General features: G+C 32.6%; 13 protein-coding genes. 7 read left to right on the top strand and 6 right to left on the bottom strand.

Going from position 1 to position 22,769, the window contains the following annotated elements; genetic code table 11:
- Positions 1 to 38 precede the first annotated feature (38 nt).
- From DK441_RS10240 to DK441_RS10215, 6 genes are all read left to right on the top strand, one after another.
- Complete coding sequence (locus tag DK441_RS10240; protein ID WP_109098654.1) at positions 39 to 1,229, top strand: aspartate aminotransferase family protein; 1,191 nt, start codon at positions 39 to 41, stop codon at positions 1,227 to 1,229.
- A gap of 332 nt (positions 1,230 to 1,561) precedes the next feature.
- Positions 1,562 to 2,953 (top strand): tetratricopeptide repeat protein, encoded by a 1,392-nt coding sequence (locus DK441_RS10235; protein WP_109098653.1) that lies wholly within the window; start codon positions 1,562 to 1,564, stop codon positions 2,951 to 2,953.
- Positions 2,954 to 3,040: 87 nt separating this feature from the next.
- Positions 3,041 to 4,006, top strand: coding sequence for a DUF368 domain-containing protein (locus tag DK441_RS10230; protein WP_109098652.1), 966 nt, complete (start codon positions 3,041 to 3,043; stop codon positions 4,004 to 4,006).
- A gap of 3 nt (positions 4,007 to 4,009) precedes the next feature.
- Positions 4,010 to 5,035, top strand: a complete 1,026-nt coding sequence (locus DK441_RS10225) for a DUF368 domain-containing protein (RefSeq protein WP_109098651.1) — start codon at positions 4,010 to 4,012, stop codon at positions 5,033 to 5,035.
- Positions 5,032 to 5,763 carry a shikimate dehydrogenase gene (locus DK441_RS10220; protein WP_109098665.1) on the top strand — a complete coding sequence of 244 codons (732 nt, stop codon included), beginning with the start codon at positions 5,032 to 5,034 and terminating at the stop codon, positions 5,761 to 5,763. Before DK441_RS10225 ends, DK441_RS10220 begins: the two co-directional genes overlap by 4 nt.
- A gap of 139 nt (positions 5,764 to 5,902) precedes the next feature.
- A complete protein-coding gene (locus tag DK441_RS10215; RefSeq protein WP_109098650.1) occupies positions 5,903 to 8,149 on the top strand; it encodes a DUF349 domain-containing protein in 2,247 nt (748 codons plus the stop codon).
- A 352-nt stretch (positions 8,150 to 8,501) separates the two neighbouring features.
- Here the strand turns inward: DK441_RS10215 and DK441_RS10210 are convergent, their stop codons facing one another.
- The 6 genes from DK441_RS10210 to mazG all read right to left on the bottom strand — a co-directional run bounded on the left by DK441_RS10210 (position 8,502) and on the right by mazG (position 21,367).
- Positions 8,502 to 9,941, bottom strand: a complete 1,440-nt coding sequence (locus DK441_RS10210; protein ID WP_109098649.1) for a RagB/SusD family nutrient uptake outer membrane protein — start codon at positions 9,939 to 9,941, stop codon at positions 8,502 to 8,504.
- A gap of 20 nt (positions 9,942 to 9,961) precedes the next feature.
- Positions 9,962 to 13,003, bottom strand: coding sequence for a TonB-dependent receptor (locus tag DK441_RS10205; RefSeq protein WP_160112035.1), 3,042 nt, complete (start codon positions 13,001 to 13,003; stop codon positions 9,962 to 9,964).
- 810 nt (positions 13,004 to 13,813) lie between these two features.
- Positions 13,814 to 15,163 carry a RagB/SusD family nutrient uptake outer membrane protein gene (locus tag DK441_RS10200; RefSeq protein WP_109098647.1) on the bottom strand — a complete coding sequence of 450 codons (1,350 nt, stop codon included), beginning with the start codon at positions 15,161 to 15,163 and terminating at the stop codon, positions 13,814 to 13,816.
- A gap of 15 nt (positions 15,164 to 15,178) precedes the next feature.
- The gene (locus DK441_RS10195; RefSeq protein WP_109098646.1) at positions 15,179 to 18,217 is read right to left on the bottom strand and encodes a TonB-dependent receptor; all 3,039 of its coding nucleotides are present in this window, start codon (positions 18,215 to 18,217) and stop codon (positions 15,179 to 15,181) included.
- Between the two features lie 571 nt (positions 18,218 to 18,788).
- On the bottom strand, positions 18,789 to 20,288 hold the full coding sequence (locus DK441_RS10190; RefSeq protein ID WP_160112034.1) for a helix-turn-helix domain-containing protein: 1,500 nt from the start codon (positions 20,286 to 20,288) through the stop codon (positions 18,789 to 18,791).
- Positions 20,289 to 20,593: 305 nt separating this feature from the next.
- A complete protein-coding gene (gene mazG / locus DK441_RS10185) occupies positions 20,594 to 21,367 on the bottom strand; it encodes a nucleoside triphosphate pyrophosphohydrolase (RefSeq protein WP_109098644.1) in 774 nt (257 codons plus the stop codon).
- A gap of 90 nt (positions 21,368 to 21,457) precedes the next feature.
- Between mazG and DK441_RS10180 the strand changes: the two genes are divergently transcribed.
- Entirely contained in the window at positions 21,458 to 22,759 is a 1,302-nt protein-coding gene (locus DK441_RS10180; RefSeq protein ID WP_109098643.1) for a glycosyltransferase, read from the top strand.
- Positions 22,760 to 22,769 lie beyond the last annotated feature (10 nt).

The raw sequence follows: 22,769 nt of genomic DNA, 5'->3' as shown, positions 1-22,769 counted from the left end.
AACGCATTCAAACCCGATAATCTAGTAAAAAAACAATCTTGAAACAGGATTTTTTCAAATATCAAGCTCAAACTACCCCGCATCCATTAGCCTTAGAAGTTTCGCATGCTAATGGTAGTTATATTTATGATACTAATAACAAAAAGTATTTGGATTTTGTTGCTGGAGTATCAGCCTGTAGTTTAGGACATAAGCACCCTAGAGTAATACGTGCAGTAAAGAATCAGTTAGATAAATATCTACATGTCATGGTGTATGGCGAATACGTACAACAACCTGCTGTAGAACTTACCAAATTATTGGCTTCTCACCTACCCCATCCATTAGAAAAAACCTACTTAACCAACTCAGGAACCGAGGCTATTGAAGGGGCTTTAAAATTAGCCCGAAGAGTTACAGGTCGAAGTCAGATTATTGCGGCAAAACTAGCATATCATGGCAACACTATGGGATCTATGAGTGTAATGGGATATGAAGAACGCAAACAAGCATTTAGGCCATTAATTCCTGACACCTCTTTTATTACGTTTAATGACGAAAAAGAGATACAACAAATCACACACAAAACCGCAGCAGTTATCTTAGAAACCATACAAGGAGGAGCGGGATTTATCGAACCTAAATATGAGTATCTAAAAAAAGTAAAAAAGAAGTGTCAAGAAGTTGGAGCGCTGTTAATTCTAGATGAGATACAACCTGGATTCGGAAGAACTGGTACATTATTTGGCTTTCAACATTATGGTATCGTTCCTGATATTGTAGTAATGGGAAAAGGAATGGGTGGCGGACTTCCGATTGGGGCTTTTACCGCTTCGACAACAATGATGGATCAATTACAGGACAACCCCAAATTAGGCCATATTACAACATTTGGAGGAAACCCTGTCATTGCAGCTGCCGCTTTGGCAACATTACAGGAAATTACAGAGAGTGACGTAATGGCAGCTACATTAGAAAAAGAAAAACTATTCAGGTCACTATTAGTTCATCCATTAATTAAAGAAATTAGAGGACTGGGGCTTATGTTAGCTTTTATAACTCCTTCTGCAGAAATAACAAATCAAGTTATATTAAAATGTCAAGACCATGGATTAATCTTATTTTGGTTACTTTTTGAGCCTCTTGCAGTACGTATTACGCCACCACTTACTATATCCGAAAGTGAAATCAGAGAAGGATGTCAAATTATCCTTACTGCTTTAGATCAAATATTAGACAACAAAATTTAAGCGGTAATCATTGAAGTTTTATTAAAAAAACCGTATCTTTAGTAGACCATCCATTATTTTCACAAATTCATTAATACATTTCGGCTTCTATAAAAGAAAAACTCTATATCATTATCTATATAATGGTACGTATTTTGTTAATTAGTTTGTTAAAAACAATTGGTTTTTGAAGTATTATTATTCAATTTCATTTGTAATTTTAATACTGAGGAAATCAATAATGCGAAAATAAATTAAGTAATGGATTTATTAGATACTTTTATTTGTTGGGGAAAACAAAAAAAGTATTTACATCAATTTTATGATTTATTGAGCATCTTTAATCAACGTGTATGAGATTTAACCACGAAGAAGAAGAAAATAATTTCTCGATTACTCGATACGAGTCTATGCTGAGATCTAATGATGTTAAATTTTTTGATTCAGATGAATTTGAATCTATTATTCATCACTATTTAGAAAATGGAAAAATTGCTAAGGCAAAAAAGGCAATTTCTTTGGGACTTTCTCAACATCCATCGTCTGTTAATCTTAAATTATTGCAAGTCGAAGTTCTCGTTTTTGAAAATCGCTTAGATAAAGCAGACAATCTTTTGGCTCAGCTACATGCTATAGAACCAGAAAATGAAGAAATCTACATTCAAAAAGCTAATATTCTTTCTAAACAAAACGATCATATAAAAGCCATAGAGTTATTAATGATGGCACTTAGCTATACAAATGATGCTGCTGATGTGTATTCCCTTATAGGAATGGAGTATCTTTTTATGGATGATTTTGAAAATGCAAAAATCAATTTTATGAAATGTCTCGAAGCAGATGATCAGGATTACTCTGCTTTATATAATGTGATATACTGTTTTGATTTTCTTGAACAACATGAAGAAGCTATCGAATATCTAAACATGTTTCTAAATAAAAATCCATATTGTGAAGTCGCCTGGCATCAGGTTGGTAAACAATATTTTGATCTAGAAGAATATGAAAAAGCACTAGCAGCTTATGATTTTGCAATTATAAGTGATGAATATTTTATTGGTGCTTATTTAGAAAAAGGAAAAGTATTAGAAAAACTAAAAAGGCATAATGAAGCTATAGAAAACTATAGAATAACATTAGAACTAGATGACCCTACTTCTTTTGCTTTGCTAAGAATAGGAAAATGTTATGAAAAACTAGGTGTAGATGACCTTGCTATTCAACACTATTCCAAAACTGTACATGAAGATCCATTATTAGATAAAGGATGGATAGCCATCACTGATTTCTACATGCGTAAACGTGATTATCAAAAAGCGCTATACTATACAAACAAAGCTATAAACATTGATGGTGAAAATGTTTTATACTGGAAACGTTACGCAAAAATAAACAATAGACTTGCTTTTTTTGAAGAAGCAGAACGAGGATATAGAAAAGCGATCGAGTTAGGGAATTATGAACTAGAAACCTGGTTAAATCGTTCGGATATTCTTAGGTTTATAGGAGAGTCAAATGCTGCAATACAAAATTTACACCAAGCTATAGAGTTTTATCCCGATAATGCAGAAATTCAATATAGACTTGCTGGTTTATACTATGAACTACAAGATTATCAAAAAGGTGAGTTTCATATTAGAAAAGCCTTAGATCTTGACTATGAATATCATATCGTTCTGGAAGAACTTTTTGAAAAGATTTTTAATCTTACTCTTGTTAGAAACATTATTTCTGAATACCAATAATTCTAAAAAAGACTGTTTTTTTTCTAATCGATTACATTGCAAAAATCCATACATTTGTTTTAACTTAAAACATCAAAAACAATAAGAATGCAAAGAAATCTTAAGGATTACCTTATCATCTCTGCAAAAGGATTAGCAATGGGAGCAGCAGATGTAGTTCCTGGAGTTTCTGGGGGAACTATTGCATTTATATCTGGCATATATGAAGAATTGATTGAAACTATTAATAGACTAGATCTTGGGTTTTTCTCGGTTTGGAAGAAAGAAGGATTTAAAACTTCCTGGAAAAAATATAACCTATCTTTTTTAACAGCCCTTTTTTTAGGTATTGTAACCAGTATTCTTTCTCTTGCAAAACTTATAAAGTGGTTACTTCATAATGAACCTTTATTACTTTGGGGATTTTTCTTTGGATTAGTTCTTGCCAGTATCGTTTATATTGGAAAACAAATCACTACCTGGAAACCAAAAGTAATCATTGGTATTATTCTGGCAGCAGTACTTTCTTATTTTATCACTATAGCAGAACCTCTGGCTTCACCAGATAGTAACTGGTATCTTATGTTTTGTGGATTCATTGCAATCATTGCCATGATATTACCAGGAGTATCAGGAGCTTTTATACTACTTATCCTTGGAGTTTACCAAACAGCTATTGATATTCTGAACCAATTACGTAACGGAATTGTACAAATGGATTTTGATATCTTGTGGCAGGCTATTTATAAAATATTAATCATGGCTATTGGTGCCGCTATAGGGTTGAAATTGTTTTCTAAAGCACTTAACTGGATGTTTAAACATCATAAAAACATGACTTTAGCTATACTTACGGGGTTTATGATAGGCTCACTAAATAAGTTATGGCCCTGGAAAAAAGTCGAATCCTGGAGAACAAATTCTGAAGGAATCGAGGTTCCTTTCATAGAAAAGAGCATTCTACCAAGTCAATTTGAAGGTGATATTAAAATGATTTGGGTTTTACTTTTTATAGCTATAGGTTTTCTATTAATCCTTATCTTAGAACGCCTTTCTGTAAAAAAACCAGACTAACCAATGCAACAAAGTACCCGAACCTTTACTGATAGACTTTTCCTTGTTATTAAAGGTCTTGCGATGGGTGCTGCAAATAAAGTCCCTGGCGTTTCTGGCGGTGTAGTTGCATTTGTTGCCGGGTTTTATGAAGAGTTTATCTATTCTCTTCAGAAAATAAATTTTAAAGCATTTAAGCTTTTTATCAATTTTAGGTTTAAAAGCTTTTGGCGATACATAAACGGACGATTTCTTGGCCTTTTAATCTTAGGAATGTTAATTAGCTATTTTAGTGTTTCTAAAATTCTGGATTACCTCATTATTCATTATGAATTATATGTATGGGCAGCATTTTTTGGGATGATCATGGGCTCTATTTATTATATAGTAAAAGATTTTAACGATTGGAATAGAAGAAACATTTGTCTTATTATTATAGGTATCGTTGTTGGGGTTAGTATTAGTTTATTGGCTCCTGCAAAAGAAAATGACAATCTTTGGTTTGTATTTATCTGTGGTATTATTGGTGTATCAGGTATGACATTACCTGGATTATCTGGTTCTTTTATTCTTATTTTATTAGGTAATTACGTTCTTTTACTGGTTGATTCTGTAAATGCGTTATATGATACAATAGCCGATCTAATACGTTGGGACCTTTCATTTATAGAAGATGCTCACAGAATTAGATTACTAAAAGTACTTATTGTATTTAGTCTTGGTTCATTAACAGGTTTAGTTACCTTATCCCATTTTTTAGGATATGTTTTAAAACACTATAAAAATGCAACTTTTGCAGCGATCATTGGATTTATAACCGGTTCTCTAGGTGTCGTTTGGCCCTGGAAGAATAAAATTTATAAAGTTGATACTCTAGGAAACACACAAATTGATGCATTGGGTAATCCTATACTCGATAATTACGATCGTTATTTTCCTGATTTTACAACTATCGAAACCTATATTGGGATTTTTTATATTCTCGTAGGTATTGGCATCGTTTTATGGTTAGAATGGTATGGCCAAAAAACGCTAAAAACTTCAAAATGAAAAAAATATACGGTTTATTAGGTAGAAACATTAGTTATTCCTTCTCTAAAGGTTATTTTTCAGAAAAATTTGAAAAAGAAAATCTAGATTGTGAATATAACAACTTTGATCTCACCCAAATTAAAGATTTTATTGAAGTTACCAAAGATCCTAATGTACAAGGTTTAAATGTAACCATACCTTATAAAGAAGAAGTAATTCAGTATATGGATGATCTGGACCCAATAGCCAAAGAAATTGGAGCAATAAATGTCATAAAGTTTGATAAAGATCAAAAATTAAAAGGATATAATAGCGATTATTATGGTTTTACAGAATCTTTAAAGCCTTTACTCAACAAAACGATAAAAAAGGCATTAATTCTTGGTACAGGAGGAGCTTCAAAAGCTATTGCTTATGCATTAAATCATTCAAATATCGATTATACATTTGTATCACGTAATCCTGATTTTAATGAACTAAGTTATAGCGATCTCGATGAAGATATTATACATGCATACAAACTAATAATCAACTGTACCCCTTTAGGAACGCATCCGAACATTCATAATTACCCAGATATCCCTTATGAATATATTACCAAAAATCATGTTTTATACGATTTGATTTATAATCCGAATGAAACTACTTTTATGAGTAAAGGAAAAGAAAAAGGAGCTACTGTTTCTAACGGATTACAAATGTTAATACTGCAAGCAGAAAAGGCTTGGGAAATCTGGAATATGTAATTTTTGGCTCATTTTGTCATAAAATTCTTACCAAAACCCTTTTTAAGTAGTCTTAAAACCTTTCAATAACTTTGAGTTTTTCTAATATGTTAGTATCTTAGTCAGGCATTAAACTCAGACAAACAAAAACGCTCACACAATGTCCACACGTGATAACCTGCCTCAGGCAGATGGAAATGAAGAAAATAAGACTAAGATTTTAGACGTAAACTTAGAAACTGAAAATCTAGAAGCTGTTAAATCAGATGATTCTGATGAAGTAACTACTGAAAACACAGATCATTCTGAAAATGAAGAATCTAAAACATCGGTTAATCCACAGATTACAGATGTCATAGAAGAAGATTCTGAAAACGAAGAATCTAAAACATCGGTTAGTCCACAAATTACAGATGCCATAGAAAAAGATTCTGAGTCTGAAAACAGTAGTGTAACTACAGAAGAAATACTAGATGCTGATAATGCCGTACAAGAAAACGCGCCTACTGCAGATGAAGTTACTTCAGAAAATAACACAACGCCATCTGTAGACGAGAGTAGCAATGCAACTACTTCGCAAAAAGAAGAATCAAAGCCTAAAACTCCTGCTGGTGAGGATCAAATTCAAGATCAAATGGATGAAGCTATCGCTGAGCATAGCGAAGATGAGAGCACCATAGAGCGTCATAATATCGAGAAGAAGGATTATCATGCCATGAATAAAGAAGAATTGGTCAAAGAATTACGAGAGTTGATCAAAAATGAAAAAATTCAGGCAATTAGAGAACACGTTGAGGAAATTAAAAGTGAGTTTAATGAAAAATTTAATGAAGAAGTAGAACAAAAAAAGGAAGAATTCTTGGCCGATGGTGGTGATATTATAGATTTCTATTATTCTACGCCAATAAAAAAAGAATTTAATTCTGTCTATTTTGATTATAAAGAAAAACGAAATTCATATTACCAAAATCTTAAAAAAGATCTTCAGGAAAATCTAAAAAGAAGATTAGAATTGATTGATGAATTAAAAGGCTTACTTAATGTAGACGAAAACATAAATACAACATACAATCATTTTAAAAGTATTCAGGAAAGATGGCGCAATGCGGGCCCTATACCAAGAGATAAATACAATACTGTATGGAATACCTATCATCATCATACTGAGAATTTTTATGATTTTCTGCATTTAAACAGAGAATTTAGAGATCTTGATTTTAAACATAACCTTGAGCAAAAACTTAAGATTATTGAGCGTGCTACAGAATTAGCACAAGAGACCGATGTTAATAGAGCTTTTAGAGAATTGCAGCTGCTTCATAAAATGTGGAAAGAAGATCTGGGGCCTGTCGGAAAAGAGTATAGAGAACCTATCTGGGAAAAATTTAGTGCATTAACAAAACAAATTCATGAAAATCGCCAGAGGTATTTTAAAGATCAGGATAAGATCTATGAACAAAACCTAGAAGTTAAAAGAGAGATCATTGCAAAAATCATTGAAGTTAGCCAGGATCATCCTAAAAACCATAATGGTTGGCAACAAAAAATAAAAGAAATTGAAGCATTAAGGGATGATTTTTTTAAAGCAGGAAAAGTACCTTCTAATCTAAATGAACAAACTTGGAGCGAGTTTAAAACTGCTGTAAGAGATTTTAATCGTAATAAAAATGCGTTTTATAAAGGCCTTAAAAAAGATCAGTTTGATAATTTAAATAAAAAAATGGAACTGATCCAGATAGCAGAAGATAATAAGGATAGTGATGACTTTACTGCTATTACTCCACTTATGAAAAAAATTCAATCTGATTGGAAAAAGATTGGTCATGTCCCTCGAAAAGATAGTGATAGAATCTGGAAAAGGTTTAAAGACGCCTGTAATTCTTATTTTGATAGACTTCATGCAGAAAGAAATGAAGCTAATAAAGAAGAGCTCATCTCTTTAGAAAAGAAACAGGAACATATCGAAACTCTTAAAAAACTAGAGCTTTCTGGGGATACCGAAGTCGATCTTAAAACTATAAAAGAAAACATTGCTACCTGGAAAACTTTAGGTAGAGTGCCATATAAAAAGAAAAATATAGAAGCAGAATATAATAAAATTCTGGATGGTTTCTTTCAGCAACTTAATTTGGGTCGTAAAGAAACAGAACTGATTAAATACGAAAATAAACTAAATACTTTATCCGGCCAGAGTGATGATCGAGCTCTTAGAAACGAACAGAGCTTTATTCGCAAAAAAATCGATGAAGTTAATGGCGAAATCCGTCAATTAGAAAACAATCTTCAGTTCTTCAAACATGCCAAAGATGACAATCCAATGGTAAGAGATGTACGAAAAAATATCGAAAAATATAAAGAAAACTTAGATGTTTGGAAAGCCAAACTAAACAAGATCAGGCAACTTTAATCATACAATCTACGTATATTTTGTAATTCGAAAATATAGTCTATTCTAAAGACACAGGAACGTGCATACATTCACATCAAATCTAAAACTTTTTCTCTTTTTTCGCGTATAGAAAAAAGCAGTAATCAATTGTTTCTAAACAACATAAACAAATCCTGCTTATATATTTTCTAGCGACTTTAAGTTGTGGTGATATAAAACTTTGGAAATGCCTTATAGAAGTTTGTTTCAAATTTTTACAGATCCCCAATTTGAATCAAAGAAATTAAACAGATAAGCTAAAAACAAATAACCCGTCAACTATGAGTTGACGGGTTATTTTGTTTATATAACAAACAGTATGTATTTCCAATTAATAACCTGGATTCTGTTGTCCCTGTAATGCTGGGTTAGAATTTATTTGAGTCGCAGGTATCGGATATATAGTTTTATCGGCACCAAACGCAGAAGCTGCAAACTGAGCATCTCCTGATTGTCTTAATGGCAATCTGTTTCGTAAAAGATCCATTCTTCTGTGGCCTTCATTTGCGAATTCTTTTAATCTTTCCTCAAGAATATCGTCTAATGTTACCGCTGCCAAATCTACAATACCAGCTCTTCCTCTGATAAGATTAATATCATTTAATGGAGTATCACCAACTGATAAACCCCCTCTTAAATTAGCTTCAGCTCTAATAAAATACATTTCTGTAATTCTAATTATAGGTAATGGATCATTACCAGTAGCACTAATTTTATTTTGGAAAATTTCTTCTACACCATTTGCATCGTTACCAGGAGCTGATACACCAACCAGTCTTAAATCTTTTCCTTCTGTATTCCCTACAGCTGCAACACCACTTTCTAGACTATTTACTAAGAAATCTGAATAATAAAGATCTCCTCTACCTGCAGGAGAAGGGTTTGCAAAATTGTGTAGACCACTACCTCCAAAAGCACCATCTGTAGCATTATTTGCTAAGACGAATACACTTTCGTTCGCTAATGTCTTAAAAAATGAGTAATTAGTCCCAAATTGGTAAGAACCAGAATTAATAACTTCATTTGCTAAATTAGCTGCTTCAGACCATTCTTCTCTATATAAGCGAAGTCTTGCCAATAAAGCTTGTGCTGAACCTTTAGAAGCTCTAGTATTATCTGTACCAACCGGTAATCCAGCTATAGCATCTTCTAAGTCCTGAATGATAAAAGCATGTACTTCATTTACTGTCGAACGAGGAAGTTCGAAATCTGTTGGAGATGCATCTCCATCAAAAGGTTTAGTAGAAATAGGAATACAAAGGTTATTACCATTATCAAACTGAATTGGTTGCCCATATACTCTAGCCATTTCAAAATACATCACAGCACGCATAAATTTAGCCTCAGCTACTACAAGTGCTTTTTCTTCATCTGTAAAACCTATGATATCTACTTCAGGAACTTTAGTTATTATGAAATTAGCATTATTAATGATTTCATAAGCTTCATCCCAAGATTCTTGGGTCGTAGTATTTGTAGCCTGAGTAGCATATTCAAACAAATCTGCTAATGTAGGAAAAGAACCTACGAACGTTAGTTCGTCTGATTGTATTCCTGAAAGAGCATATCTATTACCATTTAAAGCATCAACTTCTCGAGCTTGTCCATACAACCCAGTAAGTGCTCCTCTAATCGCAAATTCTGAAGAAAAAACTACATTCTCAGTAAGATTATCTTCTGGATCGATTTCAAGTTCATCATCACAGCTATAGGTGAAGCTTAAAACTCCAATTAATAGCAGTATTTTATATTTTTTAAGAATTGTTTTCATTATATCCTATGTATTTAGATTTAAAATGTGATTCTGGTTCCAATTAAGAACTGTCTTGCCTGTGGAGCAGTAAAGAAAGTCTCTCCTTGTACTAATGGATTAATATCATCAGTTACCTCAGGATCAAAGCCATCTAAATTGCTATCTCCTTTTATCACAAATAAGTTATTACCAGTTGCATATACTCTTACCTTCTTGAATAATTTACTGTTTTTCAATAGGCTATCTGGTAGTGTATAACCAAAAGTTAAGTTTCTCATTCTTAAGAAAGATCCATCTCTTAACTGAAACGTAGAAGATTGTCTATAAAGATTTTCTGTTGAACTCCCTAATCTTGGATACGTCGCGTTATCTCCAGGTTGTTTCCAGTAATCTAATACATCAACCGATTGATTAAAAGACCCTACTCTATCTGGTGCACCAACAAATCGTAATCCATCAAGGAATATATCATTACCATAAGTAAATGACATTAAGAAACTAAGATCAAAGTTTTTATATGTAAATGTATTTGTAATACCTCCATAAAAATCTGGTAAAGCATCTCCTACAACTACCCTATCTGTATCAAAATTTGGTGTAGTTGTAACATTACCATCTCTATCCAAATATTCTGCATCTCCAGTTTGAGGGTTTACTCCTACATATCTTACTAAATAGAAATTATTTGTTGACTGCCCTTCTATTGCTCTTTGTCTTGCGCCTGCAGCTTCAATGAACCTTCCTTCTGGAGAATCATTTGCTCCTGGTAAAGAAATTACCTCTGTCTCAATAAAAGAGATATTAAAGTCTGTAGACCATGTAAAGTTATCGGTGATCACATTTTTCGTATTCAATCCAAATTCCCAACCTCTATTTTCTAGTTCACCAGCATTAGCTGTAATCGTAGGGAAACCTGTAATCTCGGTCACCGGTACGTTTAATAATAAATCTGTTGTCTTCTTTTTAAAATAAGTTGCATTAAAATTTATTCTGTTTCTAAACAACCCTAATTCTAAAGCTAAATCTAATGTTGCACTCTCTTCAAATGTCAAATCAGCATTACCTGCTTGAGTTGGTGCCAAACCACCACTTCCATTATAATTATAGGTTGCAGCTATAGCAGGTACAGCAGAACCAAATAATCCTAAAGAAGGAAAAGATCCACCAATTCTATCATTTCCTGAAGTACCATAACTAGCTCTTAACTTTAAAAGACTAATTGCTTCTATTTGTTGTATAAATTCTTCTTCAGAAACTACCCATCCTGCAGCTACCGACCAGAAGTTACCAAATCTGTTATTAGCTCCAAATCTTGAGAAACCATCTCTTCTGAAAGAACCTTCAATAAGGTACTTACTTTTATAATCATAATTAACTCTTCCAAATGCTCCATACAAACTTCTTTTGGCTCTAGACTGAGTCGTTAAAGTTGGAACAGCACCATTTCCGACATTTCTCAAATCGTCAGAAAGGAAATCTTCGGTTGCTACATTTATATTATTAAAGGTAGTCTCCTGGTATGATATCCCAGCTACTGCACCAACAGTATGGATATCACTAAATGTTTTATTAAAATTTAAGGTATGATCTGTTATAATTCTATTATCATTTGCAATAAAATTCTGAGCATTACCTCCAGGTGTAGTTCCTCCATCTGCAGAAGGGTCTATTAATTCGGGGACTCTTGTAAAGTTATCAATTTGACTTCGGTCAACTCCAAAAGAACCTTTATAATTAAGATTATCTGTAAACTTAATTGTAGCACTCATATTACCAATAACTCTGGTGCTCTCTACCTGATTTACTTGCAAAGCCTCAATCGCTTCAACATTTTGGATAAAGTCATTATTTATAAAATTACCTTCATCGTCTCTTGATTGAATGAAAGGTCTAATTAAATATGCAGATGTTAAAGGGGCAAAAGTTGTGTTTTCTGTATTAATACGATCATTAAGTGTATTAGTAACGGATAAATTTAAACCAAGATCTAACCAACGGTTTGCTTTATGGTTTAAATTAACTCTTCCATTAATTCTTCTAAGGTCGTTTCCTACAATTCCACCTTCTAATTTAGAATAACCGGTTCCTAAGAAAAAACTTGTTTTTTCTCCACCACCTTGAGCAGATACGTTGTAATTTTGTGAAAATCCAGTTCTAGTTGCTAGATCTAACCAATCTGGACCTTCTAAAGGAAGATCAGTAACAGCACCAATTCCTCCGCTCGCTCCTGCCTGTCCTCTTTCAAAACGATATTGAGCATATTGACCTGAATCTAATATGTCAACCAAATCAGTCACATCTGTAAATGAAGTCCATACATCTGCATTTATTTTAGTGTCTGTATTAGGTTTTCCACTTTTTGTTTTAATCAAGATAACTCCGTTAGCTCCACGAGAACCCCAAATTGCTGTAGCAGCAGCATCTTTAAGTACCGAAAAAGAAGCAATATCTTGAGGATTTAAATCCGAAATTGGATTTAACCCTGTATTTCCTCCATTATTAAATGTATTAATATCATCACTTAACGGTACCCCATCAATAACAATTAGTGGTTGAGAACCTCCATTAAGAGAAGAAATTCCTCGAACACGAATTACATTAGCAGAACCAAGTACACCCGAACTTTGAGTAAATTGAACACCACTAGCCTGTCCTTGTAATAACTCTTGTGCTGTAACAGCTGGGATATCTTCAATCGCTGCTGTTCTAATGGTTCCTATACTTTGGATTAGTTTTTTTTCTGTTGTTGTTCCAAATCCAACAATAACAACCTCTTCCAATTCTGAAGAAGAAGTAGATAATTGCGCATTAATAGTAGTTTTTTCGTTAACTACAATTTCTTTGGTCTCAAAACCAACATAACTAAAAGAAATTACCGCACCTCTACTAGCAGAGATTGTATAATTTCCATCAAAATCGGTTTGAGTTCCGTTATTTGTATTTTTGATAAGGACATTCACACCCGGAAGAGGTAATCCCTTATCATCTGTAACTGTTCCTGATATGCTTTCTCCTTGTGCAAAAGAAATACTATACACAAAGAAAAATAACATTAGAAACTTGTAATAATGTACTTTCATAGATAAAAAAGTTTTCAAAAAATTAATACTTAACATAGTTATTAGATATAACCATAAAAGGAAGGATTAGAATATTTTGATGGCTAACTCAAATTTACTTTCACAAAACTTGAACAAAGTTTAAATGGAAATAATACATTCATCCCCCCTATTTATGATTATAGCCCAAAGAAACATTTTACAGGTATAAAAAAAGGTAACCCCTATAAGCCTTTACCCTTTACCGAAGAAAGTTTACCCATAAACAAAACCCTTTACCTTTAGGGTTTAACGCATTCTGATGATGTAATTTGATTGTATTTCTGTAATGACTTATTGAAAGTCACTTTGTTATTAAAACCAACCTCATAAGCCACATCAATACTATTGAAATTCTCATATTGATATTACTTTTCTTTTAATATTTTTTTTGTCTCTTCAATTCTATACTTATTAATTAATTCAAAAAAGTTAAGATTAAAGTGTTTGTTTATCATTTGGGAAGTATTATGCCTTGAAGTATTAAATAATTATAAAAGTTTTTGAAGACTCATATCATTTCTTTGATATGGTTTCATCCTTTTCTAATAATTCTAAGGAGAGCTGTTCTGTAAGACCTCATTTTTATATATTTCTTCAACTTTTTTTGGGTTATAACTATCTCTATCAATAACATCTATGATAGTAAAAACCATCAATTTTATTTTGAAGAATAAGCAGATCATAAAATAGCTATCAAAGAAGTGTAAAAATTAAATTGCCCACCAATAGTATTGGCGGGCAATTTTACTCATAAAAAATTAAGAGTAGTATTTATATTAAAAAGTTAGTTTAATATCCTGGGTTTTGCTCTAACAAATCATTTCTGTCTCTTGCTTGCTGAGGCACAGGAAAAACTAACTTATTGTCATTATAAGGTAATCCCCCTATATTACGTTGTGTTCGTTTATAATCATGTAAAACAAACCCTTCGAAACCTAGTTCTAATTCTCTTTCATTTAAAATTAAATCAATCGTTAATACGCCAAGCGCAGGAGCGGATGATCTTGCTCTTAAAGCATTTATTTCTGCCAATGGAGCCTGACCAATAGTTGTACTTTCTCTAAAGTTACATTCTGCTCTTATTAAATGCATTTCTGCCAATCTGATCTGCTGAGTATTAGCAAACTGTCTCACAAACTTAGAGCTTAGTGTTAATCCTCCGTCTGTATAGGTATAGTTTCTTCTTTCATCAGCGGCAGAATCAAACTTATCTATGTAAGCCTGAGCAATAGATATATCGCCTCCTCTACCTCCTAAAGCTTCGCTTGCAAAATGTTGTACTTGTCGATTAGCTCCTTCTTGATTTGTAACAACAAATGAAAAAATACTTTCTGCTGTGTTATCATCAGAATCAAACACCGCATTAAAATCAGGCATTAAACTATGCCCACTGTTTTGTATCACATCATCTGCAGCATCTCTTGCAGCAGCATAATTACCTTGTTGCAAATATACTCTGGCCAATACTGCCTGAGCTGCATATTTATCGGCCCTGTCTCCATTAGTATCAGGCAATTTACTATAAGCGCTTGTTAAATCTTGAACAATTTGCGTATACACCTCCTCTACAGAATTTCTAGGAACTAATCGTTCAAGACTTGGAGGATCCAAAACAATAGGAACGCCTGGTTGAGTATTTCCGCCACCCGCATTATATTGTTGACCATACAAACGTATGATATCAAAATATGCGAGTCCTCTTAAAAACATTGCCTCTCCTTCAACTCTGTTTTTTTGATCCTCATCTTCAAACTTATCTAAGTTTGCTAATACTGTATTAACAGCACCAAATAACAAGTAAGCATCACGCCACATTCCATTAGCACTACCATTAACATTATCCAGCTCTTTATTAAATAACTCTCTTAAGTTAGCAAATGTCCCATTCCATTCTATTTGATCTGTATTACCGTATAAGACAGCAATATTTGCCAAATCTCCATCATAATTTCCACCTCCAAAAGTAGGATCTCCACTTCTTGCAGAATCATAAGCACCAGTAAGAATTGCTTCAATATTTGCTGCTGTTGCTGTCGCTACTTCAGTAGAAACACTTTGTTGTGGTTCTATATCCAGTTCATTCTCGCACGATATATTACTGAATATCACAATTAATATCAAAAATTTCAAAAATTTCATAATCTATCTTTTTTTTTAAAATGTTAAATTAACACCCAGTGTATATACTTTTGCTGGTGGTGCAGAATAAAAAGTACTACCCACGTTAGTATTGGTATTAGCATCATCATTAGTCGATTCTGGATCATATCCTCTAAAATCTGTAAAAGTTAGAAGGTTTAACCCAGATACATAGAGCCTTATCTTATTCATTCCTAATTTATCCAATGCACTTTGTGGTAAGGAATATCCGAGTGTTATATTTCTCAATCTTATAAAATCTGCATCTTGCAAATATCTGGTACTATTAGAGTGTCCATTATTTAAAAACAATCTTGCCTGAGGTACATCTGTTATATCTCCCGGGTTCTGCCATCTATTCTCATAAATATAGACATCTTGATTATCTAAACCGTTTCCGAAACCTGTTTCCTGGTATTGTCCAGCACCATTAAATACCTGGGCACCCCATTGTCCTTGAAAAGTAAAAGAAAAGTCAATTGTTTTATAATTCAGTGTACTTGTTAAACCTCCAAACAAATCTGGGTTAGGGTTTCCGGCGATAATTCGTTCTGCTTGCGAAAAATCGTTAGTTCTACCTCTATTTATTGTACCATCGGCATTGGTTGTATTCAAAATATATTCTGCATCACCATTAGCTGGATTCACACCTGCATACTCTACCATATAGAAAGAATTAATAGGTTCTCCTTCTCTAAGAATATTTTGGCCCGTGATCAAATCATCACCATTTGGTAAACTAACAATTTCATTTTTATTTGTAGCAATATTAAAACTGGTTTCCCATGTAAGGTTATCTGTTTGAACATTTATCGTATTTAACACAAATTCAAAACCTTTATTTTCTAGATTTCCAATATTCTTAAGTATTCCAGCATTATTAGGAGCACCTGTTTCATATGGAAGTCGCTGATTAAATATCAAGTCATCTGTTTTCTTGACATAATAATCGATCTCACCAGTTATTCTATTATTTAGAAATCCAAAATCAAGACCAAAATTTTGCTGTGCAGTTTCTTCCCATTTTAAATCAGGGTTATCTATTTGCGTAAAAGCAATACCCGAAACACCTCCATAATTAGTACCTCCGTACAGAGCCAAAGAACCAAAATTAGCAGTAGGAGTATTACCATTAACTCCCCAACTGGCTCTAAGTTTTAAATTTGATAATATACTAGAATCATGCAAAAAGTTTTCTTCAGACACAATCCAACCTACCGAAACTGCAGGGAAAAATGCATTTCTTTTATCTTTACCAAATCGAGAGGATGAATCATGACGAAGAGTGGCATTTATAAGATATCTCTTTTTAAAATCATATGATGCTCTGGCAAAATAAGCTAGCTGTGCCCAATTTGTAAAAGTACCAGTACCCGCCGAAATTGTTGCTGCACTAGAGACAGATCTAAAACTATCGGTAGGAAAACCATCTCCTGTTACCGAATTAGCTCTATTTTTTAATCTAGTATACGTCATACCTAAAACAAAATTTAGACTAGATGCTCCTCCAGATGAATAATCATAAGTAAAATAATTATTTGTAGACAGTATTTCTGTACCATCATCTGAAGCAAAACTTTGACCATTTGTAGATTGAAATGGTGCTAATCTACCTGTATTTCTATCTACTGTCTGATATAAATAGTCATAACCAAACTCTGATCTTAAAGTTAGGGATGGCAAAATATCTATATCCCCAAATACTTTGGCTAAAATCCTTCTAATCGAAGTTTTACGAAATGAGTGTTTATCTTGCAGTAAGAAATTAGCATATAACGTTCTGGTACCTGTACCAACAGTACCATTTGGTTCACCATTTAATAGATGAGTTGGTGAGGTAGGCACTTGCGCAATAACTTGTAAAGGCGTAACAAATGCATTATCCCCTGCTATTCTATTAATCACAGTGCTAGAGTAACTTGCATTCACACCAACGCTAAGGCTTTTACTTACATTGTGATCAATATTTGCTCTCATACTATAACGTTTTAAACCGTTACCTCTAATAATACCTTCTGAATCATTAGTTGATCCGGATATAAAACTTACTGTCTTTTCATTTCCACCAGAAATAGACACATTAAGATCATTAATGTAGCTATCCTGAAAAGCCTCTTCTTGCCAATCTGTATCAAGAGTTCTCCAATCCTGATCTCCTTCATATCTTGGCAATCTATTATCTACCCAATCATCGGCAGCAACCTGATCCCCAAATCTGTTGAATGCAGATTCTCGAAGTAATTCTTCATACTGGCTAGCATTTAACCAATCTCTTTTATTCGTTGGTTTTCCAAATGCGGTAGAAAGATCAACAGAAACTTGTGATTTTCCTTCCTTACCTCTTTTGGTTGTAATCAGTATAACTCCATTCGTTCCTTTTGCACCATAAATAGCCGTAGCAGATGCATCTTTCAAAATATCAATTGATGCTATGTCATTTGGATTTACCGTTAATAAAGGGTTCAAATTCGCACCAATCGAGGACGAATTTCTATTATTCATCTCAATTCCATCAATAACATATAATGGTTCCTGAGAAGCCGATATTGAAGAAAGTCCTCTAATAATTACCTTTACTCCCCCTTCTAGCTTACCATTAATTTGTGTAATTTGTACACCTGGCGCCTTGGCTATTAATGCATTTTGCACACTAGGTGTAGAAATACCCCCTATTTGGGCTGCTTCAATTTTCGATACATTACCTGTTAGCAATCGTTTTGATTGTGTACCGAATCCAACCACAACTACTTCTTCTAATACTCCTACATCTTCCTTCAGCACTACATTAATTTCATTTTGCCCCGATACAGTTACCTGCTGGGTAACAAAACCTAAATATGAATACACAAGCACTTCGCCCGTAGCGGCATTAATTGTGTATTGCCCGTCAAAATCTGTTTGTGTACCTGTAGATTTACCTTGTATTATAATATTAACCCCAGGTAATGGTAGCCCTCCTTCTCCCTGAACAGTTCCAGAGATTTGTTGTTGGGCAGACATCATGCCCGATATCAAAAAAGCGAGCACAAATAGTTTGTAATGATGTAACCTCATAAATAGAATTTTTAAAAAAGATTAAACTTAAATAGTTAGTTTTATCACAAAAGGAAGAAAAGAGTCACATGTATAATTACGCTTACATTTTTACGAATTGATATAAAATTTCATAAAAAAACAACATATACTTAATTTATCCATTCTTTTATTTATGATATCATAAATATAAGCATTGTTTACTAACAATCCTCAAGTTTTTGAAAATACACCATATATTGAAAGTGATTTGAGTACTAAAATCAACTTGGTAGATTACATTTTTAATACAAAAAAGATGTTTTTTTACAAGTAAAAAATCAATATTTTTAAAAAAAATCAAAAAAATAAATCATTTGATCTAAAAAAACGCAGAAAAGAGCATATTCTAAAAAATAAATATGAACACTCAAGCCTATTAAAGAGAACTAATACCGATAATAGGGCTATTATTTTCTTTTTTTTGATTCTAAATATCTTTTTTTCAACAGCATATCTTACTGGTTTTCAAACAAATGAACTAGTAAAAATAAGGATAAAAAACGCATCTCAGAAAAGAAAAGAATTCATCTTTTACCTAAGATTTCTTGCACTATGCTACAAATCGTTTTAAATATTCTGAGGGAGTAATTTGGTTGTATTTTTTAAACGATTTGTTAAAAGTAACTTTATTATTAAAGCCTACTTCATAAGCCACATCAATAATATTAAAACCTTTATGCTTCTCTCCTTTTAAAATCTCTTTAGCTTCTTCTATTCTATATTTATTGATTAATTCAAAAAAATTAAGTTCGAAATGTTCATTTATAATCTGAGAAGTATTGTGTCTTGTAGTATCTAGTAATAGTGAAACTTTATGAAGAGTAATATCATTTTGTTTATAAATTTTCTCTTCTTTGAGTAAATACAACAACTTTACTTTAAGTTCTAGTGACAAACTTGGTGTTAGTCCTGATTTTTCGTATTTACTATTTGTATTTTTTAGTATTTTTTCTTCTTTTTCATCTTCCGATTTTACTATTCTTAATTTCCCAAATAGTGAAGGTTGAACAAATGCAGAGTAGCTAATATATAGGACCATAACTGCTAGCGAAACTACCTGTACGTTAAACAAAAATCCACTAGCCAAATGCAATACATTTAAAAATGCATATATCGCATATGACAATATATATACAGCACAAAATATCATTATGTTTCGCTGCCAGTTAATTAGCTGTTTCGAAAAATAGAACTTTTCCTTAACTCTCCGAACATAAACATTAACCATTAAAATACCATAAATTAACAAAGATAATAGCTTAGCAACTGAAATTAAAGTAAGGTATGGTCGTTCATAATGTATAACCATTCTAAGTTTTTCTTCTGCAGGCAATAAATAAACAGGTAACAACAATAGCACCAGAAATATGGTCGGTACCAAGTGTAATAGATCCAAGCGTTTGAACTTATAGTTTTGCGAGGCTCTTTTAAAATAAAAATATATAATAGGACCATATAATAGCCCAAACGTAGAAAACATAAATAATGTATGCGGCCAATAATATTCATAATTCATAAAATACAGTCCCAAATGGGCCATGAAACATGAATTCAGGAGTACAAAAATACTCATTAACAAACTAGCTGTCTTATCCGTGCCTTTACGAAAATTTAATACTATAGTTATAAAAAAACCTACAAAGGAAATATAAAAACAAAAGAGGGCAAGCCAGCCAAATTGTTTTAGATATTTCTCTGCAAGTTGTTTATGAGAATCTGATGTACTTATTTGGTCAAAATTACTATGACCAACAAAAGTTACATCAAGAGTTGATCTAATATACTTTTCAATAAACTCACAAGCTAATTTGGGCTGATCAATTTTAGCATAAGAAAATGCCAGTTCTTTGAATATAGCTGTAGAATCAGTTATTTTTTCTTGTATTACAACTTGATCAGCTTCTGTGGTAAATACAAAATCTGACCTATTAGAAAACTGATCTTTATAAAATAATAGCTTATAAGAATTCTCATCCTCATTTCTCTCACTTGTTCCAATAAAGAAACAATATCCTTTTAAAGGAATGAACAAAATAAAGATGAAAAACAAGTATGTTAATATTGTTCTTCTTTGAGTTAGCCTCACGATTGATTGATGATGAATTTAGCCACTAATTTACGATTTCTTTCTGTTAAAAAATTGTTACAGAAGAGTGTCCCGATAATATTTTACCTAAAAAACCAGTGTCTACAGGTTTTTCAAGACAAAAAAATAAGTAAAAACCATAAAAAAAAAGTGTAAAAACAGTATCTGTTAATCTATTTCTTGTCAAAAAACCAGTTATTTCTATGTTCTAACATACAAATAAAAAACTTGGTAAGAATATATAGGAGTAACAGACCTCATAAATATGATTATAGTTTTTTTGCTTCTTCCCAAAAAACATCCATTTCAGCAAGTGTCATATCTTTAAGGCTTTTATTATTTTCTTTTGCTTTTGACTCTAGATACTGAAACCTCTTTATAAATTTTTTGTTCGTACGCTCTAATGAATCTTCTGGGTTTACCTTAAGAAAACGAGCATAATTAATCATAGAAAAAAGAACATCTCCAAATTCTGATTCTATTTTTTCCTGATCCTCTACTTCTATTTCGTGTTGTAATTCATTAAGTTCTTCTTTAAGTTTTTCAAATACCTGATAAGGTTCTTCCCAGTCAAACCCCACTCCGGCCACTTTATCCTGAATCCTACTTGCCTTTACCATTGCTGGTAAAGATTGAGGAACCCCTTCGAGAACGCTATTTTTTCCTTCTTTAAGCTTTAAATTTTCCCAATTACGCTTTACATCCTCCTCATTATCAACAGTAACATCTCCATAAATATGAGGATGTCTATGAACTAATTTTTCACAAATCTCGTTGGCAACATCTGCAATATCAAAAGCTTTTGTTTCACTCCCAATTTTAGCATAAAACACGATATGTAATAGCAAATCTCCAAGCTCTTTTTTTATTTCTTCCAGATCATTATCCAGAATTGCATCACCAAGCTCATAAGTCTCTTCTATAGTTAAATGTCTTAACGACTGAAATGTTTGCTTTTTATCCCACGGACATTGCTCACGAAGCTCATTCATGATAGTTAATAACCTATCAAAAGCCAGAAGCTGATCTTTTCTTGAGTTCATTTATCTTTTTATTTCAAAAGTAATGTTTTATCAAAAATTAGGTTTAGTTTTAATATATTATAATTTTACCCTCCTAAAAAACATTTCTTAATGACATTGATGTCTCAAAAAAAAATTCTTTTCGCGTGTATACCCGCAGATGGACATTTTAATCCTATGACAGCTATAGCAATCCATCTCAAAACAAAAGGATATGATGTAAGATGGTATACAGGAGAGGGGTATAAAAACAAGCTACATCAAATGGGAATACCGTATTTACCATTTCGAAATGCACAGGAACTTAAAATAGAGGAAATAGATCAAATGTATCCTGATCGAAAAAAGCTAAAAGGAATTGCGCATATTAAGTTTGATATCATTAATCTGTTTATTAATAGAATGAAAGGCTACTATGAAGATATAGCAGAAATATATGACGTTTTTCCATTTGACATTTTGGTATGCGACAACACTTTCCCAGGATCTATTGTTAAGAAAAAACTTAATGTGCCTATTGCTAGCATAGGAGTCGTACCTTTAGCACTTTCTGCACCCGATATTCCTTTATACGGCATTGGTCATCAGCCTGCTACATCATTTTTTGGTAAGAGAAAACAGAATTTTATAAAGCTAATGGCGGACAAACTTATTTTTGACGAAACAAGAGTTGCATATAATCAGTTGTTGCGTTCATTGGGTTTACCCGAAGAAGAAAATCTAACTATTTTTGATATAGCCCCTTTACAATCGGATGTCTTTTTGCAAAATGGGATTCCTGAAATCGATTACCCAAGGTATAGTCTTCCGGCTTCTATAAAATATGTTGGTGCACTACAAGTTCAAACTAATAACAAAAATCAAAAGATAAAAAAAGATTGGAGTGCTATTCTAGACACCTCTAAAAAAGTCATATTGGTATCTCAGGGAACTGTAGAAAAAAATCTAGAAAAGCTTATTATTCCATCACTAGAAGCTTTTAAAGATTCAAATTACATAGTTCTGGTAGCTACAAGCTATACCGACACTAAAGGTTTACAAAAACGATATCCTCAACAACATTATTATATCGAAGATTTTATAGCTTATGATGCTGTAATGCCACATATAGATGTTTTTATTATGAATGGAGGGTATGGCAGTGCCTTACTTAGTATTAAACACGGTGTACCAATGATTACTGCAGGAGTTAATGAAGGTAAAAATGAGATCTGTTCCAGAATGGATTATTCTGGAATCAGTATCGATCTAAAAACAGAAAAACCTCGAGTAGTTACAATACAAAATGCTACCGAGAAAATATTAGGTACAGATAAATACCTAGAAACAATACGAACCATACAGCAACGTATAAATTCTTATAATACACTAAATATCTGCGAGCAACATATTACTTGTCTTATTTCGGAATAAAAAAATATTT

This window comes from Aquimarina sp. AU58, assembly GCF_900312745.1.
GTDB classification, from domain to species: domain Bacteria; phylum Bacteroidota; class Bacteroidia; order Flavobacteriales; family Flavobacteriaceae; genus Aquimarina; species Aquimarina spinulae.
Note: the sequence above shows the minus strand (reverse complement) of the source record. Positions and strands in the feature narration are given on the sequence as shown.

What these genes read in the sequence shown, in the direction of transcription:
- DK441_RS10195 (WP_109098646.1), bottom strand. Translation starts at nt 18,217, where the DNA reads ATGAGGTTACATCATTACAAACTATTTGTGCTCGCTTTTTTGATATCG.
- mazG (WP_109098644.1), bottom strand. Translation starts at nt 21,367, where the DNA reads ATGAACTCAAGAAAAGATCAGCTTCTGGCTTTTGATAGGTTATTAACT.
- DK441_RS10205 (WP_160112035.1), bottom strand. Translation starts at nt 13,003, where the DNA reads ATGAAAGTACATTATTACAAGTTTCTAATGTTATTTTTCTTTGTGTAT.
- DK441_RS10200 (WP_109098647.1), bottom strand. Translation starts at nt 15,163, where the DNA reads ATGAAATTTTTGAAATTTTTGATATTAATTGTGATATTCAGTAATATA.
- DK441_RS10180 (WP_109098643.1), top strand. Translation starts at nt 21,458, where the DNA reads ATGACATTGATGTCTCAAAAAAAAATTCTTTTCGCGTGTATACCCGCA.
- DK441_RS10225 (WP_109098651.1), top strand. Translation starts at nt 4,010, where the DNA reads ATGCAACAAAGTACCCGAACCTTTACTGATAGACTTTTCCTTGTTATT.
- DK441_RS10210 (WP_109098649.1), bottom strand. Translation starts at nt 9,941, where the DNA reads ATGAAAACAATTCTTAAAAAATATAAAATACTGCTATTAATTGGAGTT.
- DK441_RS10230 (WP_109098652.1), top strand. Translation starts at nt 3,041, where the DNA reads ATGCAAAGAAATCTTAAGGATTACCTTATCATCTCTGCAAAAGGATTA.
- DK441_RS10220 (WP_109098665.1), top strand. Translation starts at nt 5,032, where the DNA reads ATGAAAAAAATATACGGTTTATTAGGTAGAAACATTAGTTATTCCTTC.
- DK441_RS10235 (WP_109098653.1), top strand. Translation starts at nt 1,562, where the DNA reads ATGAGATTTAACCACGAAGAAGAAGAAAATAATTTCTCGATTACTCGA.
- DK441_RS10215 (WP_109098650.1), top strand. Translation starts at nt 5,903, where the DNA reads ATGTCCACACGTGATAACCTGCCTCAGGCAGATGGAAATGAAGAAAAT.